Below are 14,338 nucleotides of genomic sequence, written 5' to 3'. Positions count from 1 at the left end.
CCGCAAATGGCGATACACGGCGATACACGGCGACACCCGGCGGCATGACAACGTCGCGATGCGGGCGATGCAAAAAACAAAGGCGGGCGCGTGAGCCGCCGCCTTCGGGCATCGCTTGCGTTCAACCGCGCTTCATCTCGTCCAACGCCAGGTTCAGTTGCAGCACGTTCACGCGCGGCTCGCCAAAAATGCCGAACTGACGACCGCTCGTATAACGATCCACTAGCGCCTGCACGTCGTTCGCCGCGAGCTTGCGCGCCTTCGCCACGCGCTCGATCTGGTAAGCCGCCGCAGCCGGGCTGATCTCGGGATCGAGACCGCTGCCCGAGGACGTCACCAGATCGACCGGCACCGGCCTGGACAGATCGGTGCCGGCGGCCTGCAACGCGTCGATGCGGCCTTTCACTTCATCGATCAGCGCCGGGTTGGTCGGCCCGAGGTTGGAGCCGCCCGAGCCTTGCGCGTTGTAAGGCATCGGGCTGGTGGCCGAGAGCCGGCCCCAGAAGTATTGCGGCGCGTCGAACTGCTGGCCGATCAGCTTCGAGCCGACCACCTTGCCGTCCTGTTCGAGCAGGCTGCCGTTGGCCTGCGCGTGGAAGAACGTCTGACCGACGGCGGTGATCAACGCGGGATAAGCGAGTCCGGTGAGCGCGGCGAGCACCGCGAAGATCACGATCAGCGGACGGAACAGATTTTTCATGATTGGCAATTCCTCTTAAACCCAGCCGAACGCGGCCAGCACCATATCGATCAGCTTGATGCCGATGAACGGCACGATGATCCCGCCCAGACCGTAAATCAGCAGATTGCGGCGCAGCAGGATCGCCGCGCCGAGCGCGCGGTAACGCACGCCCTTGAGCGCCAGCGGAATCAGCAGCACGATGATCAGCGCGTTGAAAATCACCGCCGACATGATCGCCGAGGCGGGCGTCGCCAGATGCATCACGTTCAGCGCGTTGAGCGCCGGATAGGTCGTGGCGAACGCGGCCGGAATGATGGCGAAGTACTTGGCGATGTCGTTGGCGATCGAGAACGTGGTGAGCGAGCCGCGCGTCATCAGCATCTGCTTGCCGATCTCGACGATCTCGATCAGCTTGGTCGGATTCGAATCGAGGTCGACCATGTTGCCGGCTTCCTTCGCAGCCTGCGTGCCGGTGTTCATCGCCACCGCGACGTCGGCTTGCGCGAGCGCCGGAGCGTCGTTGGTGCCGTCGCCGGTCATCGCCACGAGGCGCCCTTCGGCCTGGTGCCCGCGGATCGTCGCGAGCTTCGCTTCCGGCGTGGCTTCGGCCAGGAAATCGTCGACGCCCGCTTCGGCGGCGATCGCCGCCGCGGTCAGGCGGTTGTCGCCCGTCACCATGATGGTCTTGATGCCCATCTTGCGCAGTTCGGCGAAGCGCTCCTTGATGCCGCCCTTCACCACGTCCTTCAGTTCGATCACGCCGAGCACGCGCGCGCCCTGCTCGCCTTTCTCGGCGACCACGAGCGGCGTGCTGCCGCGGCGCGCGACGTCGGCCACCGCGTTGCCGACTTCGTTCGGGAAACGGCCGCCGTTCGCCTCGACGTAGAGCTTCACGGCATCGGCCGCGCCCTTGCGGATTTCGCGGTCAACGAGATCGACGCCGCTCATCCGCGTTTGCGCGGTGAACGCGAGAAACACCGCGTGCAGCGAAGCCATGTCGCGTTGGCGGATGTTGAAACGCTGCTTCGCCAACACGACGATGCTGCGGCCCTCCGGCGTTTCATCCGCGAGCGACGAAAGCTGCGCGGCGTCCGCGAGCGCTTCCTCGGTGAAACCGGGCGCGGGCACGAACTGCGAGGCCTGGCGATTGCCGAGCGTGATCGTGCCGGTCTTGTCGAGCAGCAGCACGTCGACGTCGCCGGCCGCTTCCACCGCGCGGCCCGAGGTGGCGATCACGTTCGCCTGCATCATCCGGCTCATGCCGGCCACGCCGATCGCCGACAACAGTCCGCCGATGGTGGTCGGAATCAGACACACGAGCAGCGCGACGAGCGCCGTGATCGTCACCACGTGACCCGAGGAGTTGCCCAGATGCGCAGCCTCGACGGAGAACATCGAGAACGGCAGCAGCGTGGCGGTGGCGAGCAGCATCACGATCGTCAGCGCGACCAGCAGGATGGTCAGCGCGATTTCGTTCGGCGTCTTCTGACGCTTCGCGCCCTCGACCATCGCGATCATGCGGTCGAGGAACGCCTCGCCCGGATTCGCGGTGACGCGCACCACGATCCAGTCCGACAGCACCCGCGTGCCGCCCGTCACCGACGAAAAATCGCCGCCCGACTCGCGGATCACCGGCGCGGATTCGCCCGTGATCGCCGATTCGTCCACCGACGCGACGCCGTCCACCACTTCGCCGTCGGCCGGAATCACGTCGCCGGTCTCGACCAGCACGACGTCGCCCTTGCGCAGATCGGAGGCGGTCACGATGCGGATCGGCGACTTGGGATGCGGCTCGTTGAGCTTCTTCGCCATCACGTCTTTCTTCGCGCTGCGCAGCGACGCGGCCTGGGCCTTCGAACGGCCTTCGGCGAGCGCCTCCGCGAAGTTGGCGAACAGCACCGTGAACCACAGCCACAACGTGACCGCGAGAATGAAGCCCGCGGGCGCCTCGGCCTGGCCGCCGAGCGCGGCGAGCCACAGAATGGTCGTCAGAATGCTGCCGACGTACACGCAGAACATCACCGGATTGCGGAACTGCGTGCGCGGCGTGAGCTTCCTGAAGGAGTCCACGATCGCCGGGCGCAACAGCGCCGGGTCGAACATGGACCGCGTTGAGTTATGTTCAGTCATTGAATCCTCGAATTTCCCGTTGGCGCGTCGCTTTTCGATCACTTGTCGTCATCACCGGGCTCAATGCGCGCCCATCATCATCAGATGTTCGACGCCAGGTCCGAGCGCGAGCGCGGGCACATAGGTCAGCGCGCCGACCAGCAGCACCGTGCCGAGCAACAGCACGACGAAGAGCGGACCATGCGTGGGCAAGGTGCCGCCCGTCACGCCGATGCGCTTCTTCGCGGCGAGCGAGCCGGCGATCGCCAGCACCGGCACGATCGTGCCGAAGCGGCCGAACCACATCGCGATGGCGGTGAGCCAGTTGTAGAACGGCGTGCCCACGGTGAGGCCCGCGAACGCGCTGCCGTTGTTGTTGGCGGCCGAGCTGAACGCGTAGAGGATCTCGGAGAAACCATGCGCGCCGGGGTTCAGAATGCCCGCCTTGCCCGCGTCGCTCAGCACCGCGATCGAGGTGCCGACGAGCACCAGCAGCGGCGTGAGCAGCACGACGATCGACACCATCTTCATCTCGTAGGCCTCGATCTTCTTGCCGACGTATTCGGGCGTGCGGCCGATCATCAGGCCCGCCACGAACACCGCCAGCAGCGCGAACACGAGCATCCCGTACATGCCGGAACCCACGCCGCCGAAGATCACTTCGCCGAGTTGCATCAGCAGCATCGGATAGAGGCCGCCGATCGGCGTCAGCGAGTCGTGTGTATTGGCGACCGCGCCGCACGAAGCCGCGGTCGTCGCCACCGTGAAGATGCCCGATTGCGCGATGCCGAAACGCGTTTCCTTGCCTTCGGCGTTACCGCCCGACTGCAACGCGCTCGCCGACTGATCGACGTGCAACGCGGCGAGCGCCGGATTGCCGCTCTGCTCCGCGCCGATCTCGCCGAACACGCAGACGCCGAAACCGATCGCCATCGCCGCGAGCACGGCCACACCCTGTCTGCGGTCGCCGATCATGCGGCCGAACAGCAGCGCCAGGCCGGCGGGGATGATCAGGATCGAGAAGATCTGCAGGAAGTTCGAGAACGGCGTGGGGTTTTCGAACGGATGCGCGGAGTTGCCGTTGAAGAAGCCGCCGCCGTTGGTGCCGATCATCTTGATCGCTTCCTGCGAGGCGACCGGACCCATCGCGATGGTCTGCGTCTTGACCGGCGTATCGACGGTGAGCGGGTTGCCCTTCGCGTCCTTCATCGGGTTGCCCTGGGCGTCGAGGCGGGGCGCGGCGTAGCTCGTGGTTTGCAGCGTCGGCACGTCCTCGTAGGCCTTGAAGTTCTGGATCACGCCCTGGCTCATCAGCAGCGTCGCGAGGATCAGCGACATCGGCAGCAACACGTAAAGCGTCACGCGTGTCAGGTCGACCCAGAAGTTGCCGATGGTTTGCGCGCTGTGACGCGCGAAGCCGCGAATCAGCGCGATCACCACCACGATGCCGGTGGCCGCGGAGAAAAAGTTCTGCACGGTCAGGCCGAGCATCTGCGTCAGATAGCCGACGGTTTGTTCCGGCGTGTAGTCCTGCCAGTTCGTGTTGGTGACGAAGCTGATCGCGGTGTTGAACGCGCCGTCGACCGTCATCGGGCCGAACTGCTGCGGGTTGCCCGGCAGCCAGGCTGGCACGCGCAGCAGCGCGTACAGGAACGCGACGCCGAGCACGTTGAACGCGATCGTGGCGATCGCGTAGTGCTTCCAGCTCATTTCCGTCGACGGATCGACGCCCGCGAGGCGATACAGCAGGCGCTCGATCGGCGCGCCGATGCGAAGCACACGCGAGATGCCGTTGGGCTTGCCGTTGGAATTGCCGTCCGGGTTCGCGTTCGGGTTTGCGTTCATCACGGCGCTCAGATAGCGCGACATCGGCACCGCGGCCGCCAGCAGCACGACGATGAAAAACCCGGCCTGCAGGACATTGTTCGAGTTCATTCAATGTCCTCCGCGCGCAGAAGCGCATAGACCAGGTAAATAAACAGCAGCGCGGTGGCCGCGCCCGACAACCAGAGCATCCAGTTCATGACCGCGCTCCCTGTCCACGACGGAACTGCATCAACTTCTCGCAGCCCGCGATCAATGCAAAGGTCAGCGCGGCGAACAGCGCCAGGCCCCCGACATACAGCACATCCATTTTTGTTCCCCATTCACGGACTTCGGATGGACGCAACGTTATGCCGAAGCGCGTAAAGGGCCGGTCAAAGATGGCGTGGCGCGTATAAAAATCGCGTAAACGGAAAAGGCCGTTCCATCGTGGATGGAACGGCCTTTCAAACGCTGGACTTGGTTTCGCGCGTGTTACGGCAGCAGAATAGTCGAACCCGTGGTGCGGCGCCCTTCGAGATCGGCGTGCGCACGGCCGACGTCCGTCAGCGCGTAACGCTGATTGATGCTCGTCTTGACCTTGCCCGACACCAGCACGTCGAACAGCTCGGCTGACATCGCCTCGTAATCGCTGCGCTTCGCGATATAGGAAAAGAGCGTCGGGCGCGTGAAGAACAGCGAGCCGCGTCCGGCGAATTCCGATGAATCGATCGGCGGCAACGGTCCCGAGGCATTGCCGAAGCTCACGAACATGCCGAGCGGCGCGAGGCAGTCGAGCGAAGCCGTAAACGTATCCTTGCCGATGGAGTCGTACACCACCGGCACGCCCGCGCCGTTGGTGATCTCGCGCACCCGCTTCGTGAAGTTCTCGCGCGTGTAGACGATCGCGTGATCGCAGCCGTGCGCCTTCGCGATCTCGGCTTTTTCGTCGGAGCCGACCGTGCCGATCACCGTCGCGCCGAGCGCCTTCGCCCACTGGCAAACCAGCAGGCCGACGCCGCCCGCCGCGGCCTGGATCAGGATCGTGTCGCCGGCTTTCACCGGATAGGTCCGGCGCAGCAGATATTGTGCGGTCAAGCCTTGCAGCATCACCGAGGCCGCCTGCTCGTCGCTCAATGCGTCGGGCAGCTTGATCACCTGCGCCGCCGACAGCACGCGCTCCTGCGCGTAGGCGCCGGGCGGCCGCGCGACATAGGCGACGCGATCGCCCGCTTTCAGACCGCTCACGCCCGAGCCGACCGCGGTCACTTCACCGGCCGCCTCCATGCCGAGACCGCCGGGCAGCGGCAACGGATACAGACCCGTGCGGAAATACACGTCGATGTAGTTCAGCCCGACCGCCGTCTGCCTGATGCGGATCTCGCCCGCGCCCGGCTCGCCTACTTCCACGTCGACCCATTTCATCACCTCGGGGCCGCCGGTTTTATCGAATCGGATTGCTTTGCTCATCATGTCTCCTGGATGTCTGGTCTGGTTCGGCCTGGATCGGGATTGCGCAAGCGCGCGTTCTCATACCTGCTGCGTCAGGCGCAAGGTCAGCACGTCGAGAATCATGCGCGCGGTCGAAATATTGGTCGCGCAGGGAATGTTGTGCACGTCGCACGCGCGCACCAGCGCGTTGATGTCGGGCTCGTGCGGTTGCGGCGTCATCGGATCGCGCAGAAAGATCACCATGTTCACGCGCCCTTCCGCGAGTTGCGCGCCGATCTGCAGATCGCCGCCATGCGGGCCCGACAACATGCGCTCGACCGTCAGGCCGTGCGCCTCGGCGATGCGCGAGCCGGTCGTGCCGGTCGCGATGATGTCGCAGCGCCCGAGCGTATCGACGTATTCGCCGGCCAGCTTGACGATGTCGTCCTTCTTGTGATCGTGCGCGATCAGCGCAATGCGGGTGGTCATGACGTAAGACTCCTGAAACCGTGGTGGTTGTCGTTGTTGTAGTGAGCGTGAGGGTGAGGGTGAGGGTGAGCGTAAGGCCGCCGCCGCGGAACGTGCCGGTTAGAACGTGCCCGGATACGCGCCGCCGTCGATCAGCCAGTTTTGCCCGGTGATGTAGCCGGCATGCACGCTGCACAGGAACGCGCAGGCGCGGCCGAATTCATCGCGATTGCCGAAACGGCCGGCGGGGATCGTTTTCATGCGCTGCCGGCGCGCTTCCTCGACGGAGATGTTTTGCGCTCTGGCTTGCGCATCGAACGTGACGGCGATGCGGTCGGTGTCGAACAGACCGGGCAGCAGGTTGTTGATCGTGACGCCGGTGGGCGCCACCTTGCGCGCGAGTCCGGCGACGAAGCCGGTCAGCCCCGAACGCGCGCCGTTCGACAAACCCAGCACGTCGATCGGCGCCTTCACCGCCGAACTCGTGATGTTGACGATGCGCCCATAACCGCGCGCGCTCATCGAGTCGATGGTCGCGCGGATCAGTTCGATCGGCGTGAGCATGTTGCTCTCCAGCGCGCGGATCCAGTCCTCGTGCGAGAAGTCGCGGAAGTCGCCCGGCGGCGGCCCGCCCGCATTATTGACGAGGATGTCCGGTTGCGGACAGGCGGCGAGCGCCGCGGCGCGGCCTTCGGGCGTGGTGATGTCGCACGCCACCGTGTGCACTTCCACGCCGCTTTGCCGGCGAATCTCGGCGGCGGTCGCCTCCAGCGTCTCGGCGGTGCGCGCGACGATCGTCAGGTTGACGCCTTCGGCGGCGAGCGCTTCCGCGCAGCCGCGCCCGAGTCCCTTGCTGGCCGCGCAAACCAGCGCGGTGCGTCCTGCGATTCCCATGTCCATGTGTGTTTCCTTGTGGCGAAGTTCTGGCGCGACGGCGGGGCTGCGCGAGCCTGGCGCGGCGAAGTCTCCCCCGATTCTAGAAGAATCGGTGCCCGATTGCGCCGGGCCGCTGCAATCTCCGGTATCTTCGGGCGGCACTCTTTCGGTAAACTTGCGCCGTGGCGCGCGCATCTCGCCGGTTTCCGGCCGTGCTGACGCGCCGAACCGATCCCTCTAGCCGCCGCTCGCGCCCCCGCCATGACTCAGGACAGCCGTTTCCCCAATCTTTTCATCCTCGATCACCCGCTGATCCAGCACAAGCTGTCACACATGCGCGACCGGGACACCTCCACCCGCACGTTCCGCGAACTGCTGCGCGAGATCACGCTGTTGATGGGCTACGAGATCACCCGCAACCTGCCGATGACCACGCGGCGCCTGACCACGCCGCTCGTCGAGATCGACGCCCCGGTGATCGCCGGCAAGAAACTGGCGATCGTGCCGGTGCTGCGGGCCGGCATCGGCATGTCGGACGGCTTGCTGGAACTGGTGCCGTCGGCGCGCGTGGGGCACATCGGCGTATATCGCGCCGCGGATCACCGGCCGGTCGAATATCTGGTGCGCCTGCCGGATCTCGAAGACCGCGTGTTCATTCTGTGCGATCCGATGGTCGCGACCGGCTACTCGGCCGTGCACGCGGTGGACGTGCTCAAGCGCCGCAACGTGGCCGGCGAGAACATTCTGTTCCTCGCGCTGGTAGCCGCGCCCGAAGGCGTGCAGGTGTTCCAGAACGCGCACCCGGACGTCAAGCTGTATGTGGCTTCGCTCGATTCGCATCTGAACGAGCACGCGTATATCGTGCCGGGTCTCGGCGATGCGGGGGACCGGCTGTTCGGGACGAAGAACTGAAGGCGGGTTGAAAGAAGGGGCGGCGGCGGGCGGCAATCGCCGTTGCCGCCGGGCATGTGCGTGTCAGGCCGGAACGATCGACAACTCGAGTCGCTTTCCCAGTGCGGCGAGCGCCGCCGCGATCGTGTCGATCTTGGTCGCGTGACCGAGGTCGATCACACGCTGGATGTCCTGCGAACGCGTGTGAAGGCGCCTGGCGAGTTCGGCAGGCGACACTTTTTGCGCCAGCATCTCGTTGAGCAGCAGCACCTTTGCGGCCAGGCTGGCAGGCAATTCGATCAGCGTTTCGCCGCGCCGCGCCTTTGACGGCAACGGCACCGGGCGTTTGTCTTCGAAGTAGAAATCCATCGCGGTCGCCAGCGCGTCGGCCGCCATTTCACGCGCTTCCTCAAGTGTGCCGCCGCTGGTCAGCGCCTCGGGAATGTCACGAAAAGACACGGTAAAACCGCCTTCATCCGGTTCGATGCGTGCGGGATAGCGAAACATAGGTCAATCTCCGGTGGTGCGTAAGGGAAAGGCTCGGGTGGTGACGAAGCCCCTCGCGGGGCTTGCCTCTATTTGCATTTCAGTTGTTTGAGAATTGCTTGACGAAGCGGCTCCGATATCTCATGAGCGGGATGCCTCGGCAGCGTGGTCTGCCGACCGTTCAGATACACCTTCAAATGCTTGCTGCCTTGCTGGAAAGTCGCTCCCTGGTCAGCGAGCCAACGTCTGAACTCGCTTTGCTTCACCGGCCCTCCTGTGTCCGTGAACACAGCGCCAATTACAAGCATAAATGTTTATAAACGAAGCGCCTGCGGCCGCCTGAAAAACCCGCTTGGCCAGGTCCATGTGCGCCGACGAGCCGCTGCCGCCTGCTTTCCGCGCACTTTCCCGCCACGCGCCCCTCTGCCACGCCCCATCGGCGTGATAAAATTCGAATCCGCTCAAGGAGCGGCTCAACTTGCACCGCCCGCTTGCACCATTGGCACCCGCGCCTCGCGCGTCGCGCCTTTACGCGGAGCCTGTGGTAACCGGCGCGGTTGGAGCGGCACTCAGCCGTGCGCTGGCCGCACGCCTCGTCCCAACCCCAACCGCGCTGCCGACTTTCTGTCCCGTGAGCCGGGGCCGGCCGGGCGTGATCAAGCTGACAGGTCTAAAACCAGACTGACATCGGGCAGCCAGGCGGTCCGGCATGGGGCGGGTCCGACCTCGAGGCGCAAGACCGCGATTCGCACGCGCAAGCGGCCGGCATCGCAACGACAATTGCACAATGCGTGCGCCCCGCTGGCGCGCGCGACGGAGAAAGGTATGGCGGGTCATTCGAAGTGGGCCAACATCAAGCATAAAAAAGCAGCGGCCGATGCCAAGCGCGGCAAGGTCTGGACGCGGCTCATCAAGGAAATTCAGGTCGCGGCGCGCATGGGCGGCGGCGACATCGACTCGAACCCGCGTCTGCGGCTCGCCGTCGAAAAGGCGTACGACGCCAACATGCCCAAAGACAACGTCAACCGCGCGATCCAGCGCGGCGTGGGCGGCGTGGACGGCGCAAGCTACGAGGAAATCCGCTACGAAGGCTACGGCATCGGCGGCGCGGCGGTCATCGTCGATACGATGACCGATAACCGCACGCGCACGGTGGCCGAAGTGCGTCACGCGTTCTCGAAGAACGGCGGCAACATGGGCACGGACGGCTCGGTGTCGTTCATGTTCGATCACGTCGGCCAGTTCCTGTTCGCGCCCGGCACGGCTGAAGACAAGCTGATGGAAGCCGCGCTCGAAGCCGGCGCCGACGACGTCGTCACGAACGACGACGGCAGTATCGAAGTGCTGTGCCCGCCGAACGATTTCCCGAAGGTGAAGACCGCGCTCGAAGCCGCGGGCTTCAAGGCCGAGCTGGCCGAGGTCACGATGAAACCTCAAACGGAAGTCGAATTCACCGGCGACGACGCAGTGAAAATGCAGAAGCTGCTCGACGCGCTGGAGAATCTGGACGACGTGCAGGAAGTCTATACAAACGCCGCCATCGCCGACGAATGAGCGCGCCCCCGCGGCGCGCGGCGGGAGTTCGCACCGAACACCGCGCCACGCCGCCGGCCGGCCCTCGCGTCGTCGCTGAACGGGCGTTGGCGGACGCTAGCGGGCCTTCGCGCCCGCTGCCCGCCACGGCCACTCCGGTTCGCTTATGTGCCCTGCGCCACTTCCCGGCTGCGAGCGCTGTGCGAATCTTGCTGATATCCACGGCTGAGCGCGCGCTGCGTCGGCCGTTCATGGTTTTTAAGTCTCGGGGATTCTCATGAAGTTACTCGTCGTCGGTTCCGGCGGTCGCGAACATGCGCTCGCATGGAAGCTCGCGCAATCGCCGCGGGTCCAGCTCGTCTACGTGGCGCCAGGCAACGGCGGCACCGCCCAGGACGAGCGTCTGCGCAACATCGACATGAGCGAGCCCGCCGCGCTCGCCGATTTCGCCGAGAAAGAGCAGATCGCCTTCACGCTGGTCGGGCCGGAAGCGCCGCTCGCCGCCGGCATCGTGAATCTGTTCCGCTCGCGCGGTCTGAAGATTTTCGGGCCGACCAAGGAGGCCGCTCAACTCGAAAGCTCGAAGGATTTCGCCAAGGCGTTCATGAAGCGTCACGCGATCCCGACCGCAGAATACGAAACCTTCGCCGACGTCGCCGCCGCGCACGCGTATCTGGACGCCAGGGGCGCGCCGATCGTCATCAAGGCCGACGGCCTCGCCGCCGGCAAGGGCGTGGTGGTCGCGCAAACGCTGGAAGAAGCGCACGCGGCGGTCGACATGATGCTGTCGGACAACAAGCTCGGCGACGCCGGCGCGCGTGTCGTGATCGAGGAATTCCTCACGGGCGAGGAAGCGAGCTTCATCGTGATGGTGGACGGCAAACACGTGCTGCCGCTCGCGTCGAGCCAGGACCACAAGCGCCTGCTCGACGGCGACCAGGGCCCGAACACCGGCGGCATGGGCGCGTATTCGCCCGCGCCGATCGTCACGCCGCAACTGCATGCGCGCGTGATGCGCGAAATCATTCTGCCGACCGTGCGCGGCATGGAGAGGGAAGGCATCCGCTATACGGGCTTCCTGTACGCCGGTTTGATGATCGACGCGCAAGGCAATCCGAAGACGCTCGAATTCAACTGCCGCATGGGCGACCCCGAAACGCAGCCGATCATGGCGCGTCTGAAGGGCGACTATTCGAAGGTGGTCGAGCAGGCAATCGCCGGCACGCTCGATACGGTCGAACTGGAATGGGACCGCCGTACCGCGCTGGGCGTCGTGCTCGCCGCGTACAACTATCCTGACACGCCGCGCAAGGGCGACCGTATCAGCGACATTCCCGCTGAAACCTCGGATTCGGTCACGTTCCACGCCGGCACCACGCTCGCGGACGGCAAGCTCACCACCTCGGGCGGCCGCGTGCTGTGCGTGGTGGGCCTGGCGGACTCGGTGCGCAGCGCCCAGTCGGTCGCGTATGAAACGATCAACCAGATTTCGTTCGACGGCATGCAGTATCGGCGCGACATCGGCTACCGGGCGCTGAACCGCAAGCACGACGCCAGGACCGAAGGCAAGCAGTAGGCCATGCCCCACTCGCCCGCGTGCGGCGCCAACGGCGCTACACTGCGGGTTTTCGCGACCGGTTTCGCGGCCGTTTCCGTGCTCATTGCATCAGGCGATGCCGATATCGGCTCATGCGGGCCAATAGCCCGACTGCCCGGCGCGAATCACCGTACCGCCGCGCCTTCGCAGGTTCATCCTGCCGATGGCCCGGCCGTCGCCCTTCACGTAGAACCCGCGGCACGACGAGCGTGCCGCCCTCAGCACCTGCATTCATGAACGATTCGAGCTTCGACGCACAGGCCGTGCGCAGCTGGCTGCAAGGCCTGCAAACGCAGATCGCGGACACGCTGGGCGCGTTCGACGGCACGCCGTTCGCAACCGACGCATGGCAGCGCGCCCCCGGCGAGAAGCTGCGCGGCGGCGGCTGCACGCGGATCCTGGAAGGCGGCAACTTCTTCGAGCGCGCCGGCATCGGCTTCTCCGACGTCGCGGGCGACGCGTTGCCCGGTTCGGCGAGCGCGGCGCGCCCGCAGTTGGCCGGGCGCGGCTTCGAGGCGATGGGCGTGTCGCTCGTGCTGCATCCGCACAATCCGCATTGCCCGACCGTGCATATGAACGTGCGCTTGCTGGTCGCCACCAAGGCCGGCGAGGAGCCGGTGTTCTGGTTCGGCGGCGGCATGGATCTCACGCCCTACTATGGCTACGAGGAAGACGCACGGCATTTTCACCGCGTCTGCCGCGACGCGCTGCAGCCTTATGGCGCGGAGCTTTACCCGAGTTTCAAGCGCTGGTGCGACGAGTATTTCTTCCTCAAGCACCGCAACGAACCGCGCGGCATCGGCGGGATTTTCTTCGACGATTTCTCCGCGCCGGGCTTCGCTCAATCGTTCGCGATGGTGAAGAGCGTCGGCGAGGGATTCCTCGAGGCGTATCTGCCGATCATCGAAAAGCGCCGCAACATTCCATATGGCCAGGCCGAGCGCGATTTCCAGGCTTACCGGCGCGGGCGCTACGTCGAGTTCAATCTGGTGTTCGACCGTGGCACACTGTTTGGGCTGCAAAGCGGCGGACGCACCGAATCGATTCTGATGTCGATGCCGCCTGTGGTGAACTGGCGCTACAACTGGCAGCCCGAGCCGGGCACGCCGGAAGCGCGCCTTTACAGCGATTTTCTCGTGCCGCGCGAATGGGTGTGAGGCCGGGCCGGCCCGCACGCCCCTTCACGTGGACACGACAAAGGATCCTCACCTGAAGCCGAACGCTCATCCTGTCGCCCTGCCTCGCCGGATCGGACTGCTCGGCGGCACGTTCGATCCGATTCACGACGGCCACCTCGCGCTCGCGCGGCGTTTCGCCGAGGTCCTGCGCCTGACCGAACTGGTGCTGCTGCCGGCCGGTCAGCCGTGGCAGAAGTCGGACGTGTCGCCGGCCGTGCATCGACTCGCGATGACACGCGCCGCGGCAAGCGAACTGGTGCTGCCCGGCGTGGCCGTGCGGGTCGCGACCGACGAAATCGAACACGACGGCCCCACCTATACGGTCGACACGCTGCAACGCTGGCGCGAACGCGAAGGCGGGCAAGCGTCGATCGCGCTGCTGATCGGCGCGGATCAACTCGTGCACCTCGACACATGGCGCGACTGGCGGCGCCTGTTCGACTACGCGCACATTTGCGCGGCCACGCGGCCGGGCTTCGACCTCGCGTCGATTCCAGCGGCGCTGGCGCGGGAAATCGACGCGCGCCGCGCCCGCGCCGAGGTGCTGCAAGCCACGCCCAGCGGCCACTTGCTGATCGATACGACGCTGGCGTTCAACGTCTCGGCCACCGACATTCGCGCGCATCTGCGCGAACAGGTGAGCCGGCGGCTCGCCCAGCACGCGAGCGGCGAACCGCAAGACCAGAAACAGCGCGAGCGCGCGCAAGCAAGCCAGGACCAGGCCAAGGCCGTGAGCCATGTCCCCACCGCGGTGTGGGACTATATTCTTCAACATCATCTGTACCACCGGTAATCTCATGGATATTCGCAAACTGCAACGCGTGATCGTCGACGCTCTCGAAGACGTCAAGGCGCAAGACATCAAGGTGTTCAACACCAGCCACCTGACCGCGCTGTTCGATCGCGTGATCGTCGCGAGCGGCACCTCCAACCGACAGACCAAGGCGCTCGCTTCGAGCGTGCGGGAAGGCGTGAAGGAAGCCGGCGGCGACATCATCAGCACCGAGGGCGAGGACATCGGCGAATGGGTGCTGGTCGATTGCGGCGACGCGGTCGTGCACATCCTGCAACCGGCGCTGCGCCAGTACTACAACCTCGAGGAAATCTGGGGCGACAAGCCGGTGCGCATCAAGCTGTCGACGCCCGATCCGTTCGGCGGCGCGCGCTCGAGCGAGCCCGACGACGAGGACGAGGAAGACGAAGCGCCCGCCGCGAAGCCCGCGCGCAAGGCGACGGCGCGCCGCAAGTAAGCGCGCGTTGCCGGCCCGCCGCGTCGTCCGCAAG

The 14,338-nt window shown here is 65.5% G+C and carries 16 protein-coding genes; 6 read left to right on the top strand and 10 right to left on the bottom strand.

Annotation, left to right across the window (positions count from 1 at the left end; genetic code table 11):
• Positions 1–121 precede the first annotated feature (121 nt).
• The 8 genes from kdpC to BUE39_RS15485 form a co-directional block, all read right to left on the bottom strand.
• Positions 122–700, bottom strand: coding sequence for a potassium-transporting ATPase subunit KdpC (gene kdpC, locus BUE39_RS15520; protein WP_073429544.1), 579 nt, complete (start codon positions 698–700; stop codon positions 122–124).
• A gap of 15 nt (positions 701–715) precedes the next feature.
• Positions 716–2,812, bottom strand: a complete 2,097-nt coding sequence (gene kdpB, locus BUE39_RS15515) for a potassium-transporting ATPase subunit KdpB (RefSeq protein ID WP_073429593.1) — start codon at positions 2,810–2,812, stop codon at positions 716–718.
• Between the two features lie 60 nt (positions 2,813–2,872).
• Entirely contained in the window at positions 2,873–4,726 is a 1,854-nt protein-coding gene (gene kdpA / locus BUE39_RS15510) for a potassium-transporting ATPase subunit KdpA (protein ID WP_073429543.1), read from the bottom strand.
• Complete coding sequence (kdpF, locus tag BUE39_RS15505; protein ID WP_073429542.1) at positions 4,723–4,815, bottom strand: K(+)-transporting ATPase subunit F; 93 nt, start codon at positions 4,813–4,815, stop codon at positions 4,723–4,725. Before kdpF ends, kdpA begins: the two co-directional genes overlap by 4 nt.
• Positions 4,812–4,925, bottom strand: a complete 114-nt coding sequence (locus BUE39_RS15500) for a potassium ABC transporter ATPase (protein ID WP_073429541.1) — start codon at positions 4,923–4,925, stop codon at positions 4,812–4,814. Before BUE39_RS15500 ends, kdpF begins: the two co-directional genes overlap by 4 nt.
• Positions 4,926–5,089: 164 nt before the next feature.
• On the bottom strand, positions 5,090–6,064 hold the full coding sequence (locus tag BUE39_RS15495) for a quinone oxidoreductase family protein (protein ID WP_073429592.1): 975 nt from the start codon (positions 6,062–6,064) through the stop codon (positions 5,090–5,092).
• 60 nt (positions 6,065–6,124) lie between these two features.
• Positions 6,125–6,514: a methylglyoxal synthase gene (locus BUE39_RS15490; RefSeq protein WP_073429540.1), complete on the bottom strand. Its 390-nt coding sequence runs from the start codon at positions 6,512–6,514 to the stop codon at positions 6,125–6,127.
• A gap of 99 nt (positions 6,515–6,613) precedes the next feature.
• Positions 6,614–7,393: an SDR family oxidoreductase gene (locus BUE39_RS15485; protein ID WP_073429539.1), complete on the bottom strand. Its 780-nt coding sequence runs from the start codon at positions 7,391–7,393 to the stop codon at positions 6,614–6,616.
• Positions 7,394–7,630: 237 nt separating this feature from the next.
• Between BUE39_RS15485 and upp the strand changes: the two genes are divergently transcribed.
• Positions 7,631–8,281, top strand: coding sequence for a uracil phosphoribosyltransferase (gene upp / locus BUE39_RS15480; protein WP_073429538.1), 651 nt, complete (start codon positions 7,631–7,633; stop codon positions 8,279–8,281).
• Between the two features lie 63 nt (positions 8,282–8,344).
• Here upp and BUE39_RS15475 read toward each other — a convergent pair whose 3' ends face one another.
• Positions 8,345–8,767: a type II toxin-antitoxin system HicB family antitoxin gene (locus BUE39_RS15475; protein ID WP_073429537.1), complete on the bottom strand. Its 423-nt coding sequence runs from the start codon at positions 8,765–8,767 to the stop codon at positions 8,345–8,347.
• 68 nt (positions 8,768–8,835) lie between these two features.
• Positions 8,836–9,054: a type II toxin-antitoxin system HicA family toxin gene (locus BUE39_RS15470; protein WP_327083066.1), complete on the bottom strand. Its 219-nt coding sequence runs from the start codon at positions 9,052–9,054 to the stop codon at positions 8,836–8,838.
• Between the two features lie 517 nt (positions 9,055–9,571).
• On the opposite strand from BUE39_RS15470, the gene BUE39_RS15465 reads away from it, so the two are divergent.
• The 5 genes from BUE39_RS15465 to rsfS all read left to right on the top strand — a co-directional run bounded on the left by BUE39_RS15465 (position 9,572) and on the right by rsfS (position 14,304).
• Positions 9,572–10,300: a YebC/PmpR family DNA-binding transcriptional regulator gene (locus BUE39_RS15465; RefSeq protein ID WP_073429535.1), complete on the top strand. Its 729-nt coding sequence runs from the start codon at positions 9,572–9,574 to the stop codon at positions 10,298–10,300.
• 256 nt (positions 10,301–10,556) lie between these two features.
• On the top strand, positions 10,557–11,855 hold the full coding sequence (gene purD / locus BUE39_RS15460) for a phosphoribosylamine--glycine ligase (protein WP_073429534.1): 1,299 nt from the start codon (positions 10,557–10,559) through the stop codon (positions 11,853–11,855).
• A 254-nt stretch (positions 11,856–12,109) separates the two neighbouring features.
• Positions 12,110–13,033, top strand: a complete 924-nt coding sequence (gene hemF / locus BUE39_RS15455) for an oxygen-dependent coproporphyrinogen oxidase (RefSeq protein ID WP_073429533.1) — start codon at positions 12,110–12,112, stop codon at positions 13,031–13,033.
• 28 nt (positions 13,034–13,061) lie between these two features.
• The gene (locus BUE39_RS15450) at positions 13,062–13,847 is read left to right on the top strand and encodes a nicotinate-nucleotide adenylyltransferase (protein WP_235004882.1); all 786 of its coding nucleotides are present in this window, start codon (positions 13,062–13,064) and stop codon (positions 13,845–13,847) included.
• A 4-nt stretch (positions 13,848–13,851) separates the two neighbouring features.
• On the top strand, positions 13,852–14,304 hold the full coding sequence (gene rsfS, locus BUE39_RS15445; protein WP_073429532.1) for a ribosome silencing factor: 453 nt from the start codon (positions 13,852–13,854) through the stop codon (positions 14,302–14,304).
• Positions 14,305–14,338 lie beyond the last annotated feature (34 nt).

It is taken from the genome of Paraburkholderia terricola, from assembly GCF_900142195.1.
GTDB lineage: Bacteria > Pseudomonadota > Gammaproteobacteria > Burkholderiales > Burkholderiaceae > Paraburkholderia > Paraburkholderia terricola.
This window is presented reverse-complemented; position numbering and strand designations above follow the sequence as displayed.

Coding starts and splice junctions, on each gene's coding strand:
- BUE39_RS15500 (WP_073429541.1), bottom strand. CDS start 4,925: ATGGATGTGCTGTATGTCGGGGGCCTGGCGCTGTTCGCCGCGCTGACC.
- kdpA (WP_073429543.1), bottom strand. CDS start 4,726: ATGAACTCGAACAATGTCCTGCAGGCCGGGTTTTTCATCGTCGTGCTG.
- BUE39_RS15465 (WP_073429535.1), top strand. CDS start 9,572: ATGGCGGGTCATTCGAAGTGGGCCAACATCAAGCATAAAAAAGCAGCG.
- BUE39_RS15475 (WP_073429537.1), bottom strand. CDS start 8,767: ATGTTTCGCTATCCCGCACGCATCGAACCGGATGAAGGCGGTTTTACC.
- upp (WP_073429538.1), top strand. CDS start 7,631: ATGACTCAGGACAGCCGTTTCCCCAATCTTTTCATCCTCGATCACCCG.
- hemF (WP_073429533.1), top strand. CDS start 12,110: ATGAACGATTCGAGCTTCGACGCACAGGCCGTGCGCAGCTGGCTGCAA.
- kdpC (WP_073429544.1), bottom strand. CDS start 700: ATGAAAAATCTGTTCCGTCCGCTGATCGTGATCTTCGCGGTGCTCGCC.
- BUE39_RS15485 (WP_073429539.1), bottom strand. CDS start 7,393: ATGGACATGGGAATCGCAGGACGCACCGCGCTGGTTTGCGCGGCCAGC.
- BUE39_RS15470 (WP_327083066.1), bottom strand. CDS start 9,054: ATGCTTGTAATTGGCGCTGTGTTCACGGACACAGGAGGGCCGGTGAAG.
- kdpB (WP_073429593.1), bottom strand. CDS start 2,812: ATGACTGAACATAACTCAACGCGGTCCATGTTCGACCCGGCGCTGTTG.
- purD (WP_073429534.1), top strand. CDS start 10,557: ATGAAGTTACTCGTCGTCGGTTCCGGCGGTCGCGAACATGCGCTCGCA.
- BUE39_RS15495 (WP_073429592.1), bottom strand. CDS start 6,064: ATGAGCAAAGCAATCCGATTCGATAAAACCGGCGGCCCCGAGGTGATG.
- kdpF (WP_073429542.1), bottom strand. CDS start 4,815: ATGAACTGGATGCTCTGGTTGTCGGGCGCGGCCACCGCGCTGCTGTTT.
- BUE39_RS15490 (WP_073429540.1), bottom strand. CDS start 6,514: ATGACCACCCGCATTGCGCTGATCGCGCACGATCACAAGAAGGACGAC.
- rsfS (WP_073429532.1), top strand. CDS start 13,852: ATGGATATTCGCAAACTGCAACGCGTGATCGTCGACGCTCTCGAAGAC.